The organism is Candidatus Eisenbacteria bacterium, assembly GCA_020847735.1.
GTDB lineage: Bacteria > Eisenbacteria > RBG-16-71-46 > RBG-16-71-46 > RBG-16-71-46 > CAIXRL01.
Genome location: JADLBL010000023.1, coordinates 240628 through 255225, shown reverse-complemented (window position 1 = coordinate 255225; position 14598 = coordinate 240628). Strand labels below are relative to the sequence as shown.

8 protein-coding genes are annotated in these 14598 nt (G+C 72.4%); 3 read left to right on the top strand and 5 right to left on the bottom strand.

Features of this window, described 5'->3' with window-relative positions; all coding sequences use genetic code 11:
* Positions 1-27 precede the first annotated feature (27 nt).
* The 3 genes from IT347_13010 to IT347_13000 all read left to right on the top strand — a co-directional run bounded on the left by IT347_13010 (position 28) and on the right by IT347_13000 (position 5410).
* The gene (locus IT347_13010; GenBank protein MCC6350501.1) at positions 28-1305 is read left to right on the top strand and encodes a hypothetical protein; all 1278 of its coding nucleotides are present in this window, start codon (positions 28-30) and stop codon (positions 1303-1305) included.
* A 107-nt stretch (positions 1306-1412) separates the two neighbouring features.
* Entirely contained in the window at positions 1413-4391 is a 2979-nt protein-coding gene (locus IT347_13005; protein MCC6350500.1) for a hypothetical protein, read from the top strand.
* 2 nt (positions 4392-4393) lie between these two features.
* A complete protein-coding gene (locus tag IT347_13000) occupies positions 4394-5410 on the top strand; it encodes a PrsW family intramembrane metalloprotease (GenBank protein MCC6350499.1) in 1017 nt (338 codons plus the stop codon).
* Between the two features lie 12 nt (positions 5411-5422).
* Here the strand turns inward: IT347_13000 and IT347_12995 are convergent, their stop codons facing one another.
* From IT347_12995 to IT347_12975, 5 genes are all read right to left on the bottom strand, one after another.
* A complete protein-coding gene (locus IT347_12995; GenBank protein ID MCC6350498.1) occupies positions 5423-5800 on the bottom strand; it encodes a glyoxalase in 378 nt (125 codons plus the stop codon).
* 31 nt (positions 5801-5831) lie between these two features.
* On the bottom strand, positions 5832-7853 hold the full coding sequence (locus IT347_12990; protein MCC6350497.1) for a CHASE2 domain-containing protein: 2022 nt from the start codon (positions 7851-7853) through the stop codon (positions 5832-5834).
* Positions 7854-7864: 11 nt separating this feature from the next.
* A complete protein-coding gene (locus IT347_12985; protein MCC6350496.1) occupies positions 7865-8524 on the bottom strand; it encodes a hypothetical protein in 660 nt (219 codons plus the stop codon).
* Between the two features lie 80 nt (positions 8525-8604).
* Positions 8605-11112, bottom strand: a complete 2508-nt coding sequence (locus tag IT347_12980; GenBank protein ID MCC6350495.1) for a hypothetical protein — start codon at positions 11110-11112, stop codon at positions 8605-8607.
* Between the two features lie 98 nt (positions 11113-11210).
* On the bottom strand, positions 11211-14564 hold the full coding sequence (locus IT347_12975) for a hypothetical protein (GenBank protein MCC6350494.1): 3354 nt from the start codon (positions 14562-14564) through the stop codon (positions 11211-11213).
* Between the last annotated feature and the right edge of the window lie 34 nt (positions 14565-14598).

Here is a 14598-nt window from a genome sequence, read left to right as displayed (position 1 = left end):
GAACCGCAGGGAGAGGAGGGTCCATCCATGGCCAGCAATCGCAATTCGATCGTCGCCGGGGTCATCGTCCTGGCAGCCGCCGTCGGGTTCCTCGCATGGAAGGGCGTCCTGGGCTACCCCCCGAAGGGTACCGAAGGCACGATCGGCGCCGCGAAGCGCTACCAGGCGCAGCAGATCACCCCGAACGACGTGGAGCTGAACGACCCGCAGACGCAGGCGTTCATCCAGAGCGACCTGTTCCACCGCATGCAGACGGACGCCGAGTTCCGCAAGGCCGTCGTGGACGGCGGACTCGACCGCTTCGTCTCGGCCCAGGCCCGCGCCACCGACCTCGCCCGCGCCGCGCGCGACGTCGGCAAGGCGGCCGACGCCGCGAAGCTGACGGACGTGTCGGCCCGCGCGCTCGACGTCGCCAGCCGCGCCGAAGCCCTCGCGAAGGCGAAGGACTTCGCCCGCATGGTGGACGCGGACAAGATGGTGGCGGACCTCTCGAAGGCCTCGCTCGACCTCGCGCGCATGACGGACGTCGCCAAGGCCGTGGATGCCGAGAAGCTCGCCGACCTGGCGCGTTGCACGGAAGCGTTCGCACGCTACTCCGACGCCTCGCGCATGATCGTGACCGCGGCTCGCGCCGAGGAGCTGGCCGCTTCGGCCCGCGACCTCGAGAAGTCCGCGGACGCGGCGAAGCAGGTGGACGCGGCGAAGCGCGCCCGTGACCTGGCCGCCCGCTCCGAGGAGCTCGCCCGCATGAAGACCGCCGGCAAGTCCGTGGACACCGAGAAGATGATCGCCGACGTGGCGAAGGCCGCCTCGGCGCTCTCGCGGTCCGAGGATCTCGCGAAGCTCGTCTCCGCCGACCGGATGATCGCGTTCGCGAGCCGTGCGGACGCCTTCGCCCGCTGCTCCGATGCCGCCCGCGCCAACATCGCGCTCGAACGCATGAGCGAGGTCGCGGCCCAGGCCCGGGACCTCGAGAAGGCGGCCGACGCGGCGAAGCAGGCGGACGTGGCGAAGCAGGCCCGTGACGTGGCCGCCCGCGCGGAGGAGTTGGCCCGCCGCCGCAGCGCCGACAAGGCCGCGACGGTGGACGCCGGCATGCGCGACCTGGCCCGTGCGTCGCTCGACCTGGCGAAGGCCGCGGACGCCGCGAAGCTCGTCAGCGTCGAGGCCCGCGTACGCGACCTGGCGCGGAGCGCGACGTCGTTCGCCCGGCTGACGGACGCGAGCCGCATGGCCGACGCGGCGGTGCGCTTCAACGACCTGGCGAGGATGATCGACGCCGGCAAGTTCTCGACGGCCAACTGAACCCGGCGGGGGGCGGCCTGCTCTCCCCGGCCGCTCCCGCCGAGCGCGGACCCGAGGCTGTTCGCCGAGGGTCCGCGCTTCGTCGTTCCTCCCGGAGGCCCATCCCCATGCCCCGCCCGGTGCGCCGCGCGTTCGCGCTCTGCTGCCTGCTCCCGCTGCTGGCGCTCGCGTCGGCGGCGCGCGCGCAGGTGGAGCTGATCGAGGCCGACGACCTGCGCCTGACCTACCCGGCCCCGCTGCTGTCGTTCATCGCGCCCTACACCGCGCGCTGCTTCGAGAACAGCATGCGCTTCCACAAGAAGCTCTGGGGCTACACGCCCTCGGACCCGGTCAATGTGATGCTCGACGACTTCACCGACTACGGGAACGCGGGCGTGTGGGTGAACCCGCGCAACAGCATGGTGCTGCACATCGCCCCGTCGAGCTTCGTCTACGAGACGGGTCCCTCCAACGAGCGCATCCACTTCACCATGAACCACGAGGTCGTCCACGTGCTCGCGCTCGATGGAGCGGGCGGCGCGGACCCGCTCTACCGCGGATTCTTCCACGGCAAGGTGCGCGAGACCGACGAGCACCCCGAGACGATCCTGTACGGCAACCTCACCGTTCCGCGCCGCGCAGCGCCGCGCTGGTACCACGAAGGCATCGCCACGTTCATGGAAACGTGGATGGCCGGCGGAATCGGCCGCGCGCAGGGTCCCTACGACGAGATGGTGTTCCGCGCGATGGTCCGCGACAGCGCGCATTTCTACGATCCGCTCGGCCTCGAGTCCGAAGGCACCCGGGTGGACTTCCAGGTGGGCGCGAACTCGTATCTTTACGGCACGCGCTTCATGACCTGGCTGGCCTGGGAATATTCGCCGGAGAAGGTGCTGGAGTGGGTCGGGCGAGGACCGGGAAGCCGCCGCTACTTCGCCAGCCAGTTCCGGCACGTGTTCGGCAGGTCGCTCAACGACGCCTGGAGCGACTGGATCCGCTTCGAACACGAGTTCCAGACGGCCAACCTCGCGCAGGTGAGACAGCACCCCACCACGGCGTACCGCGACCTCTCCCCGCTGGCGCTGGGCTCGGTCTCGCGCGCCTACGTGGACACCGTGAGCCGGTCCATTCTCGCCGCCGTCTTCCATCCGGGCGCGCTCGCGCACCTGGCGGCGATCCCGCTCGACGGCGGGCCCGAGCGCGTGCTGCAGGAGGTCAAAGGACCGGCGCTCTACTTCGTCACCTCGCTGGCGTTCGACCCCGCCGCGCGCCGGCTTTACTACACGACCGACAACAACGACTGGCGCGACCTGCGCGAATACGACCTGGCGGACGGCCGCGACCGGCTGCTGATCCGCGACGCGCGCATCGGCGACCTCGCGTTCGACCGCGCGAACCGGGTGCTGTGGGGCGTGCGGCACCTGAACGGCATCTCGGCGTTCGTGCGGCTCGAAGCGCCGTACCGCAACTGGCAGCTCGTCTGGGCGCTGCCCTACGGGCTCGACGCCCTCGACCTCGACGTCTCGCCCGACGGCCGCACGCTCGCCGCGTCGTTCGCCGAGATCAGCGGCCGCCAGACGCTGCGCCTGCTCGACGTCGCCTCGCTGGCGGCCGGCGACACGGCCTCGCGCACCCTGTGGGACTTCGGCACCGCGCCCCCCGCGGGCTTCACGTTCGACCCCTCGGGTCGCGCGCTGTGGGGCAGCTCGTACTACACGGGCGTCTCGAACATCTTCCGCTACGACCTCGATCGCGACTCGATGGACGTGGTTTCGAACTCGGAAACCGGCTTCTTCCGCCCGGTCCCGACCGGCGAGGAGTCGCTGCTGGTCTTCCACTACAGCGGCCGGGGCTTCCGGCCCGCGCGCTTCGTGCCGCGGCCGCTCACCGACGTCAGCTCGATCCGCTTTCTCGGCGAGCAGCTCGTGGAGAAGCGCCCGGTCCTGAAGTCTTGGGCCGTGCCGCCCCCCTCCCGGATCCAGCTCGATCCCGTGCGCTCGGCTCCGAAGACGTACAGCGGCATCGCGCACGTCGCGATGACGACCGCGTATCCGATCGTCGGCGCCTACAAGGACCGGGTCGCCGTCGGCTGGCACGCCGACTTCACCGACCCGCTGTTCTTCCACGAGTTCGGCCTCGACGCGTCGTGGACGCCGCAGCGCGACGTGCCCGACGACCAGCGACTGCACCTGACCGCGCGCTACAAGCGGTACGACCTCGCGCTCACGCTGCGCTGGAACCCCGCGTCGTTCTACGACCTCGTCGGCCCGACCAAGACGAGCCGCAAGGGCTTCGGCACGTCGCTCTCCTGGCACCGCGCGCTCGTCCACGACAAGCCGCGATCCCTGGAATGGTCCATGGACGTCAGCCACTGGGGCGGACTCGAGCGGCTGCCCGATCACCAGAACGTCGCGACGTCCGCCGGCTTCGACCAGCTGCTGTCCGGCGGCAGCGAGCTGCACTGGACGAACCTGCGCACCTCCATGGGCGCTCCCGACTTCGTGAAGGGCGTGGACGCGTGGGGCGGCGTGCGCGAGAACGGCGTGCGCTTCGTGCGTCAGGGCGCCGTGCTGTGGCGCGGCTACTGGTTCGCCGACGGCGGCCTGTCGGTCGGCCATCCCGTGCCGGGGCTGCGCAACTCGTCGCTGTGGCTGCGCTCCGCGGCCGGCTACGCCACCGGCGAGCGCGAGGAGCCGTTCGCCAACTTCTACTTCGGCGGCTTCGGCAACAACTGGCTCGACCACGGAGAGCCCAAGCGCTACCGCGACGCCTACAGCTTCCCCGGCACCGACCTCGACGCCGTCGCCGGAACCAACTTCGCGCGCACGATGCTCGACTGGAACCTGCCGGCGCTGCGCTTCCGCCGCGCCGGGACGCTCGCGTTGTACGCGAGCTGGGCTCGCCTGTCGTTCTTCGGCGGCGTGCTCGCCACCAACCTCGACGACGCGCCCTCGCGCCGCCGGCTCGCCAACGCGGGCGCGCAGGTGGACGTGCGGTTCCAGCTCCTGACCCAGACGCCGCTGACGCTGTCGTTCGGCTGGGCGCAGGCGTACGAGAAGGGAGAAAGACCTTCCCGCGAGGGCATGGTTTCGCTGAAGATTCTCTGACGATGAACTTCTGGAGCCTTCTCGCGGGGTTCGTGCCGGTCGTCGTCTTCTTGCTCGGGCTGCGGCTGATGGACAGCTACAAGCTCGTCCATCGCACCCTGCTGGTGCTGGCCATCGCCGGCGGGGTCGTGGCCGCGCTGGCGGCCTTCGGCGCGAACAGCATGCTGCTCGACACCTTGCACGTGCCCTCGGGCATCCTGCGCGCCTGGGCCGCGCCCGTCGTCGAGGAGGTGCTCAAGGCGTTGCTCGTCGTCTGGCTCGTCAGCACCGACCGCGTCGGGTTCGTCGTGGACGCGGCCGTGGTCGGCTTCGCGGTCGGCACCGGGTTCGCGCTCGCCGAAAACCTCTACTACGCGAACGCACTGCACGACCCTTCGATCGCGCTGTGGCTCGTCCGTGGCCTCGGCACCGCCATCATGCACGGCACCGCGACGGCCCTGTTCGCGATCTTCGGCAAGGGGCTTTCGGACCGCTGGACGGGTGCGGGGATGCTCGCGTTCCTGCCCGGCATCGTGCTGGCGATCGTCGTGCACGCCACGTTCAACCAGCTCAGCGCCACGCCGCTGGTCACGACCGCCATCCTGCTCGCGACCAGCCCCGTGCTGCTGCTGGCCGCCTTCGAGTACAGCGACCGCGCCACCCGCGACTGGCTCGCCGGCGGCTTCGACGGCGAGGTCGAGATGCTCGAATCCATTCTCGACGGCGCCGTGGGCGAGACCCCCGTCGGCCGCTACCTCGAGACGCTCCGCACGCGCTTCGAGCCGCTGGTGGTGGCGGACCTGTTCTGCCTGCTGACCATCCATCTGGAGCTCTCGCTGCGCGCCAAGGGCATGCTCATCGCCCGCTCCGCCGGCGTGGAAGTGCCGGTGGACGACAGCGTGCGCGAGAACCTGCTGGAGATGGCCTACCTCGAGAAGTCGGTCGGCCCGACCGGCTGCCTCGCGATGCTTCCGCTTCGCCAGCGAAGCCGCCGCGACCTGTGGCAGATCCTGCTGCTCCGGCGGGCGAGCGCGGGATAGCGGGAGGCCCCGTCACTTCCCCGCGAACGCCACCACGTGGCCGTCCGGGTCGAGACAGTACGAGACCATCGCGCCCCAGTCGCGCGGCAGCGGCGGGCTCAGTTCGCGCGCACCGGCCGCGAGCGCGCGGGAATGGGCGGCCGCGGGCGACGGCACCACGAGATAGAGCTCCGCGCGGGGAACTCCGCGTGCGCCGGCGGGATCGGGAAGGGCGGGCCCGAGCAGCCGGCGGATGCCGGACTCGGGCATCAGGCCCAGCACCGCGTCGCCGCCGAGGTCGAACTCCGTCATGCCGGGAACGTCGAGCCGCGGCGGCGAATCGAGGACGGCGGCGTAGAAGTCGCGTGCCCGCTTCGGGTCCGTCACGTAGAGAATGAAGTGGGCTCTCATCGCGGCCATCCGTCCAGGCGTTCCCGCGGCCTCACGCCGTCCTCCTCACCACCACGATCGTCACGTCGTCCGCCGTGAGGCCCGCGCCCGCGTAGGAGGTGACGTCCGCCAGCAGCGCACGGCCGATCGCCTCCGCGCCGTCCCCCGCGGCGACGCGCGCGGCGACCACGGCCTTGAGCCGTTCCTCGCCGTAGAACTCCCTGCCCTTCGGAGCCTCCGGGATGCCGTCGGAGTAGAGCACGAGCACGTCGCCCGGACGGAATCCGCGCCGCTCTTCGGTGTAGCCCATGCCCTCGACCATCGCGAGCGGCAGGCCGGTCGCGCCAAGTTCCTCCATCGCGCCCTCGCGCACGAGCAGCATCGGGTTGTGGCCGGCGCTGCACCAGATCAGCTCGTGGCCTTCGCGCGGGAGCAGCGCCATGAAGAACGTCGCGAACCTGCCGCGCGTCGCCGCGCGGCACAGCGATGCGTGCACGGCTCCCAGCACGTCGCGCGGCGCGACGCCGGACCGCGCCTCGGCGTGGAACGACGCTCGCAGGTGGCTCATCAGCAGCGCCGCGGGCACGCCGTGGCCCGAAACGTCGCCGACCACCACCGCCAGGCGGTCCCCGCCGATCGGAACCCAATCGTAGTAATCGCCGCCGATCGCCTCCGCGGGCACGTTGATTCCCCAGCAGTCGAGGCCGGGAACGTCGGGGGGGCCGGCGGGCAGCAGGTGCTGCTGGATGTCACGCGCGACCTGGAGTTCCTTCGCGCGTTCGCGCACGTGCTGTTCGGCGCGGGTGCGCCGCCAGCCCTCGATCACGATCCACGCGAGCGGCGGCAGCAGCAGCGCCGCCGTGGGCGGCACGTCGAGGTCGGCGAACAGGAACAGGCCCATGTCGAGCCCGGCGATCGCGACGACCGCGCCGCCGGCCAGCAGCGCCGAGCGCGCGAGCGGCAGCCCCGAGAGCGCGGCGCCGAGCAGCAGGCCGGCGAGCAGCAGCGGCGGCAGCAGCGTCCAGCCGGAGAGCCGGTCAAGAAATCGGCCTTCGATCGCGGCGTTGACGGCGTTGGCGTGAATGTAGACGAGCGGTGTGGCGGCCGAGAACGGCGTCGCTCCGAGATCGGTCGCGACCTGCTCGACCGCCGTCACTCCGACCAGCACCAGCTTGCCCGCGAAGGCGCGCCGCAGCGATGTCGAATCCCCGTCGCGGTACCACTGCAGCGCCTGGAGCAGCGGGTAGCGGTGGGCGAACGAACCGCGATCGCCGGCGAAGACGATGGACGCCGAGCCCTCGCCGTCCACCGGCACGCGCACCTGCGCGTGCCCGCGGTGCAGACGGATTCCGTCCTCGGCCAGCTCGAACTGGGGCAGCGTCGTGTCCGCGCGCGCCGCCGCCTCGACGAGGCGGATCGCGAGCGACGGATACGCCCACTCGCCGAAGCGCGCGAACAGCGGCACGCGCCGCGCGACGCCGTCGCCATCCACCGCGACCGCCGTGTGCCCGAGCCCCGGCGAGGCCTCGAGCAGCGCCTCGTAGGGCAGCGAGACCTGCCGCGCGAGGGGCAGACGCTGGCGGGTCACGGGTCGGCCATGACGGATGAGCGCCGCGCGCGCCGCGGCGCTGCCGGCCTCCTGCCCTCCCAGCGAGGCGTCGTCGCGCAGGAACGAGATCGCGTGCACGACGTTTTCGTGCGATCCGGTGACCGCCGCGAGCAACCGATCGCTGAGCGGGTCGGCGCCATTCTCGCCGAGAAACAGCAGGTCGAAGCCCACGGCCTGCGCGCCGGCGCCCTCGAGCGCATCAATCAGGACGGCGTAGGTCGAGCGCGGCAGCGGCCATTCGCCCCGGTACGCCTCGAGCGTCGCGTCGTCAATCTCGACGAGCGCGATGCGGTCCGAGGCCGGGCGGTTGCCGCGCAGCCGGTAGCGCGCGTCCTGAAAGCGCAGGTCGAAGGGGTGGAACGCGCCGAGCAGCCACAGCACACCGAGCAGCGCCGCGCAGCCCAGGCCGAGCGCGGCGCCGAGGCGAACGGGCAGTCGTTCGTGGTGCGTGATCCGATCGGCCACGGGCTGGGCGGTCAGTGCTTCCAGTACAGCACGTTGGCCGCGTCGCTCTGGTCCGCGGCCCGGGGTCCGGCGGAGCGCCACGCGGTTCCGCTCTTCGGCTTCGCGGTCGCGGCCCCGGTGCCCGCGGCGGGCTTCGGCGCCGCGTTCGGCACTCCCGCGGCGGCGTTCTTCAGCATTGCCCGGATCTCGCCACGGTTGACGAACGCCTTCTTGTCGGCGCGCCCGGCCGGCGCGTCGCTCTTCAGGCCGAGCAGCGTCTGCGCCTGCTCGAGCCCGCCCGCGAGGCGCACGCCGGCCGCCGCCGCCTCGTTCGCGCGCGCGTCGTCGCCCATCAGCAGCAGCGCGGTCGCGCGATTGAGCTGGATGCCGGCGTCGGCGGAGTCGCCCCGCGCGGCACGATCGTAGAACGCGAGCGCGACGCCGAGGTCGCCCGACAGCAGCTTCAGGTTCCCGAGGTTGTTGAGCGCGCGCGCATCGCCGCGCGTGTCCGAGAGCATGGACACGAACAGCGACTCGGCGCGTGAGAGCTCGCCGCTCATCGCGAGCGAGACGCCCATGTCCGCGCGTTCGGCCGCGGAAGGGCCCGCGAAGGCGGTGCCCGGGCAGCCGCACGCCCACAGCAGGGCGAGGGCCGGAAGCCACGGCCCGTGGCGGAGCTTCTCGAGTGCCATCGGAGTCTCCTTCGCGTGAAAGGTTCGCTTCGAGGGTCGGTTCCTACGGCCGGGCGGAGCGGGCCGTCCTCCGGCACACGCTAACGCTCGACCCAGAACATGTAACGGTAAATACCCGGGATCCCCGCTCCAGGTTGGTCCTGCGGCGCGGCCGGCTCCCGTCCCGGGCGGGCGCCGGCTGCGGCCCGCGTTCCGGGGCTCGCCGCCGCCCGGGCCCCGGCGCGCCGCAGCGCCGCCCGCAGTCGCGCCCGCAGGGCCTCGTCGCCGCTCCCCGGGCCGCTCGCCCGGTCCAGCGAGTCGCTGGGCGCCAGTCCCGTCAGGCGGCAGGCCGCGTCGTAGCCGCCCGCGTCCGCCAGGCCCCGCGCCAGCAGCCCGGCGGCCGCCGAGGAGTCCCCGCGGACCAGGCGCGAAAGTCCGAGGTTGATCCGGACGCCAGCGTCCGAACCGCCCAGCGCCAGCGCCGTGCGCCAGTGCTCCTCGGCCTGCGGCAGGCTGTCGAGCGCGGCCAACACCACGCCGAGGTTGTTGTGCGCCATCACCGACTGCGGAGCCTTGCGCAACGCCTGCTCGAGCTGTCCGCGAGCGCCCTCGAGGTCGCCGCCGTCCAGGAAGACGCGCGCCAGCTCGTTGAGCGCCTCCGCCGAGGCCTCCAGATCGCGCGCGGCGCCGCCGAAGTGGGCGGCGAAGTACTCGTCGCGCAGCTTCGAGAGGGTCGCGGCCTCGGCCGCCAGCCGCTCGCCGAATCGCGCCTCGTCGAGCGTCCGCACCTGTCGCTCACCCGGCGGCAGCACCGGTTCGTAGCGTTCCTGCGATTCGGTCACGTCCACGTAGCCGATCTGCCCGCGCGCCGACCAGCTCGCGACCTCCTCGGCGCCCATGCGCCAGGCTTCGGCGAAACCCCTGCCCACCGCCGTCGTCTCGAGCGGCAGCCAGAGCTGCTCGTCGGCCACGACCGTCATCGAGCTGTCCACGCCGAGCGCCGCGCGGTTGCGGGGATGGAGTCCCGTGTCCACGAGCAGGAAGATGTGCCCCGGCGCGTCCACGAACCGCGTGTTCACGCCGACGTTGCCGAGCAGCGAGGCGAGCAGCACGGTGGTGTCGTCGCAGTCGCCGCTCAGACGTTCGAGCGTCTGGAACGGGTAGTGGATCGTGTCCACCGCGTGCGGGGTCTCGGACGTCGTCGCGAACGGGTTCGCCGGATCGGGCACGTACGCCATGCCCATCTCGGCGAGCGCGTCGGTCATCGCCGCGGCGAAGGCGACGTTGCGGCTGCCGAAGGCGCGATCCTCGCGCAGCGCGGCGATGCGGCTCGCCTGCCGGGCCAGCTCGTCCACGGCCGGGTCGCGCGGGGTGACGAACGCCGCCGCCTGCGCCATGCCCGCGCTCCAGTCGATGGCGCCGGGGGCGTAGGCGACCGTGCGCGCCGCGGCCTTCTCGCGCCGCACCAGCCGGCGGCTCTGGTAGCTGGCGCTGACCTGCACCTGCACGGGCTGATCGCCCCGCTGCGCGAGCACGCGCTCGTCGAACACCGCGGTGAGCGGCACCTCCTGCGAAACGCGCGGGCGCAGCACGATCTCCTGTTCGCTCGGCGCCGACATCAGCTCCGGTACGAACACGCTCAGGCGCGTGGTGAGCGGACGGTCCTGGAGGTTGCGCACCTGCACGCTGCCGATCGGCTCGCGCGCGTAGCTCTTGTAGAGCGACGTGTAGAGGTCGTTCACCTGCACCTTCTCGAGCCGCACCTGCGCCGGATTGAAGTTGAACTCGAAGGCCACCGCGAAATGGTCGGTCGCTTCCAGCGTCGGCGGCAGCGTGCGCGCCCAGTCCACGCGCAGCAGTCCCGCGTGCAGGCCGAGCCCGAACGCCGGCGTCGGCGGCTCGGGCCCCTTGCGGTCGTCCTCGAGCCCGAGCCGCACCGCGAGCAGTTCGTGCGGCGTCGCCTCGAGTCCCAGGTGCCAGCGGTCGTCCACGTCGAGCGCTACCGTGCCCCAGCGGCCCCACGCGTACGACACGCCGGCGCGTACGTTGCGCGGGTAGGCGGTCTCCTCGCCGCCCTCGCTCTCGCGCACGCGCGTGTTCAGCAGATCCTGCGCGACCAGCCCGACCCGCCAGCGCTCGGCGGGCACGACCAGGACGCCCGCGTCGGCGCCGAGTCCGCGTGCCGAACCGAGCGACGCGCCGTCGAGGTCGGTCGTGCGCGTGAGCAGCTTGCCGCCGAGCCCCGCCCACACGCCGGGCGCGACCTTGAGCGACCAGCCGAGCGTCACGCGGTTCTCGCCGAAGCCGAGCTCGCCGTCGTCGTAGCCCGAGTGGTACCAGTCGAGCGCCAGCGCCTGATCGGGCGAAAGCGGCACGACGAACGAACCGAGGTTGTCGCGCACGCCGCTCTGGAACAGGTTCGCGTGCGAGGCGGCGATCTCCTGATGCCCGATCCGCGCGAGGCCCGCCGGGTTCCAGAAGAGCGCCGTCGCGTCGTCGGCGATGGACGTGAAGGCGCCGCCCATGCCGATCGCGCGCGCACCGATCGGCACCTGGTAGCTGGGCGAGGCGCCGGCGGGCGGGGCCGCCAGCAGGCCCAGCGCGGCCATCAGGCTCCACGTCGCGCGGCGGCGTGCGCGCGCAAGCGGCGCCCTCGCGGTCGTGCCCACCGCGGAGAGCCGGGGCGCGTCCGACCCGGGGCTTCCCTTCACTGCACCACCGCCAGCGGCTTCGTGAGCGTCCCGCCGAGGGCTTCGACCGTCACCAGGTAGAGCCCGGCGTCCACCAGGCGCCCGTCGTCATCGCGGCCGTTCCAGCGCACCAGGTTCCCGCCCGCCACCGCGCCCATGCCGCTCGCGATCACGCGCACGAGCCGGCCGGCGCGGTTGTAGAGCTTGACCGTCGCGGCGCCCGGGCGCGCGAGCGAGAAGCCGATCGCCACCTCGCTCGTCGCGAAGCCGCCGCGCGGCGAGAACGCGCGCGGCGTGAGCGTGAGCGCCGTGAGTCCGCCGCCCGGCGCCGCCGCGGGCGGCTGCGCGAACAGCGCGTACTGGCCCGGGCCCGAGAGCGTCAGCGCGAGCGCGCCGCCGTCCTGCGGCGAGCCGCCGAGCCGCTCCCACGCGCCCGCTCCCTGCCGGCGCCAGACCGCGAGATCGCCGCCACCGGCCCACGGCCGCAGTTCGAGCACGCCGTCCTTGCGCAGCGCACCGCCCGTCCAGCCGATGGACCATGCCGGCCCGCGGCGAAGTGCGCCGCCCGGAAGCGTGTCGGGAGCGCCGCCTGCCGTGACCGAATCCACGTTCACGACCGGATCGGCGTCGAAGGCGTTCGGCGGGAAGTACAGATGCGCTTCGGCGTTCGTGGTGAAGACGTCGCCGCCCTCGCCCGCCACGAGCCGCACCGGCGAGGTGACGTTCGCGAACGGCGCGACGTTGTCCACGATCACCCGGATGCGCGCGACGCCGGTCAGGCCGAGCGTGTCGTCCACCGCGACGCGAATCTCCCAGTCGCCATCCGGCAGCGCCGAGGTGTCCCATATCGCCAGCGTGTCTCCCGTGACCGGCACGTCGCCGCTGGCGAGCGTGTAGGTCCACGTCGCGGCGCCCAGCGGGCGGGCCTCGACCGCCGCGTGAAGAAAGCGCGCGTCGGCCGTGCTGCCGACGATCGCGCACGTGCCCCTCACCGGCAGGCCGGCGGCGGGCGCGAGGATCTCGGCGGCGGGCGGGGTGGCGTCAATCTCGAAGGCGTAGGTCGCGGGTGTGGGATCCACGTTGCCCGCCCAGTCGCGCGAGCGCACCGAGAACGTGTGAGGGCCGTCGGCGACGCCCTGGCGGTACCAGGTGTTGTCGGCGGTCCAGTCCGACCACGGCTGGCCGTCCCACTGGCTCATGTACTCGAGGTCGGCCAGCTCGCCGTAGGCCGCGCCGAAGACGAGCGAAACGTTGCGCGAGGGCGAGACCCTCTCGTTCGTGTTGACGAACACGGTCTGCGGCGCCGCCAGGTCCGGCTCGTACTCGGCGAGGCCCGACAGCCCGAGCACCCACATGCGCTGCTGGGTGTCGGTCACCACGCCGACGATCTCGTCCACGGTGAGCCCGTTGCCGCGACTGTCGAGTTTCTTCCACGAGCGGCCGTCGTAGCGCCCGACGCCGGCGGGAGTCGCGGCCCACACCGTGCCGTTGGGTTCGAATGCGATGTCCTTCACCGGCGTACCCGGCACCGCCTGCGGCCAGGAATGGACTTCCCACGACGAACCGTTCCACCTGCGCGCGTCGAGCGAGGTGCCGGCCCAGACGTCGCCGTTCGGGGCCTCACGAAGCGCGCTGACGGAGGTGCCGGGCCAGCTCGTCCATGTGCCCTGATCGAAGCGTGAGACGCCCGCGGTCGTCCCGAACCACATCGCGCCGTTCCTCGCGGCGAGCAGCGCGGTCGGATAGTCGTCGGGCAGACCGTCGGCCGTCGTCCACTGTTTCACCTGCGTGCGCGCGGGGTCCACGGACCACAGACCCTGAAGCGTGAGCACCCAGAGCCGGCCCGTCGCGTCCTCGGCGAAGCGCTGCACTTCGGCGGGCGGGCCGCCGAGGGCGTAGCGGGTCCATCCGCCGACGGCGCGACGGGCCGCACCCGACGCGGTGCCCGCCCACAGCTCGCCCGCGCCGTCCACGAACAACGTCCGCACGTCGTCCGACGGAAGGCCGCTCGCCTGCGAGTGCGGCGTCCACGCGGTGCGTGTCGAGTCGAGCGCCACGAGGCCGGAGCCCGGCGAGGCGAACCACAGCGTGCCCTGCCGGTCCTCGACCATCGCCGAGATCGAGTCCGGCAGAGGCCGCGCGAAGCCGCGACGCAGCGTGGACCAGTTCCCGGCGCGTCCGAGCCGCGCGAGACCCGTGTCGAGCGTCCCGAACCACAACTCGCCCGCGCGGTCCTGCAGTCCCGCGGTCATGCAGTTCCCGGGCAGCGGGTACGACGTGGGAATGTTCGGCGATGGCTGGGCGAAGCAGCCGGCCGAGGGGTCGGTGAAGAAGTAGTTGCGCCACGCCACGCCGTCGAAGCGGAACACGCCCTGCGACGTGACGCCGAGATACTCGTAGGTGAGCCCGCCCATCCAGACGTTGCCCGAACCGTCCACGAGCAGGGAGGCGACCGGCCCGACGAGCTGGCCATCGGAAGTGCGGTTGTCGTAGCGAAAAGTGACGCCGTCGCCATGCGACACGCCGTTGAGACCTCCCAGCCAGATGCGTCCGGATCGGTCGGCGGCGATGCTCAGGATCACGTTGCCGGGCAGGCCATCGGCGCCCGTCCAGTGATCCCAGCCGGCGGCGCCGTATCGCCAGACGCCCTGGTCCGTGCCCACCCAGACGTTGCCACCGGGATCTTCACCCAGCGAAAGGACGCTGTCCCGGCCGAGCGCGCCGGGGTCCGAACGAAAGGTCGTCCACTGGGTCCGCGTCGAATCGAGCATGCTGAGCCCCAGCGGCGTGCCGATCCACAGGCGGTGCTGCCGATCCTCGAGCAGGTGGTTGGCACGCGGGTCCACCAGCCCGCTGGTGGACGGGGTGAGAGTCGTCCATGTGCCGGTGCCGGGCTGATGGCGCACGAGTCCTCCCCCGGTGCCGAGCCAGACGTCCCCGCGGTGGTCCTCGCACAGGGCGTTGATCGTCGGATCCGGCAGCTCGGGACTCGAAGCGTCGTAGCGTCGCCAGGCGCCGCCATCGAGCACCGCGACCCCCGCGACCGTTCCGAACCACAATCGGCCCTGCCGGTCGCGAAGCAGCGAGGACACCCTCCGATCGGGCAGCGAGTCCAGCTGGGTCGCCCAGCGCGTGCCGTCGAAACGACAGGCTCCCGCGTCGGTGCCCACCCAGACCGAACCGTCCCGGTCCTCGAGGAGGCAGCGGACGGCGTTGCTCGCCAGACCGCCCGCGGCTGACTTGAAGTTCTGCCATTCCGCCGCGGCCGGCGCGGGCATCAGGCAAAGCGCCAGCAGGGCGGCCGCGACGTCCCTGGCCCGCGACCCGATCCCGGGCGGCTGCTCGCAATGCTGCGGATTCCTGCGGGCCAACTGCCCTCCCGGCCTCCTGGCGAATGGCCCCGGC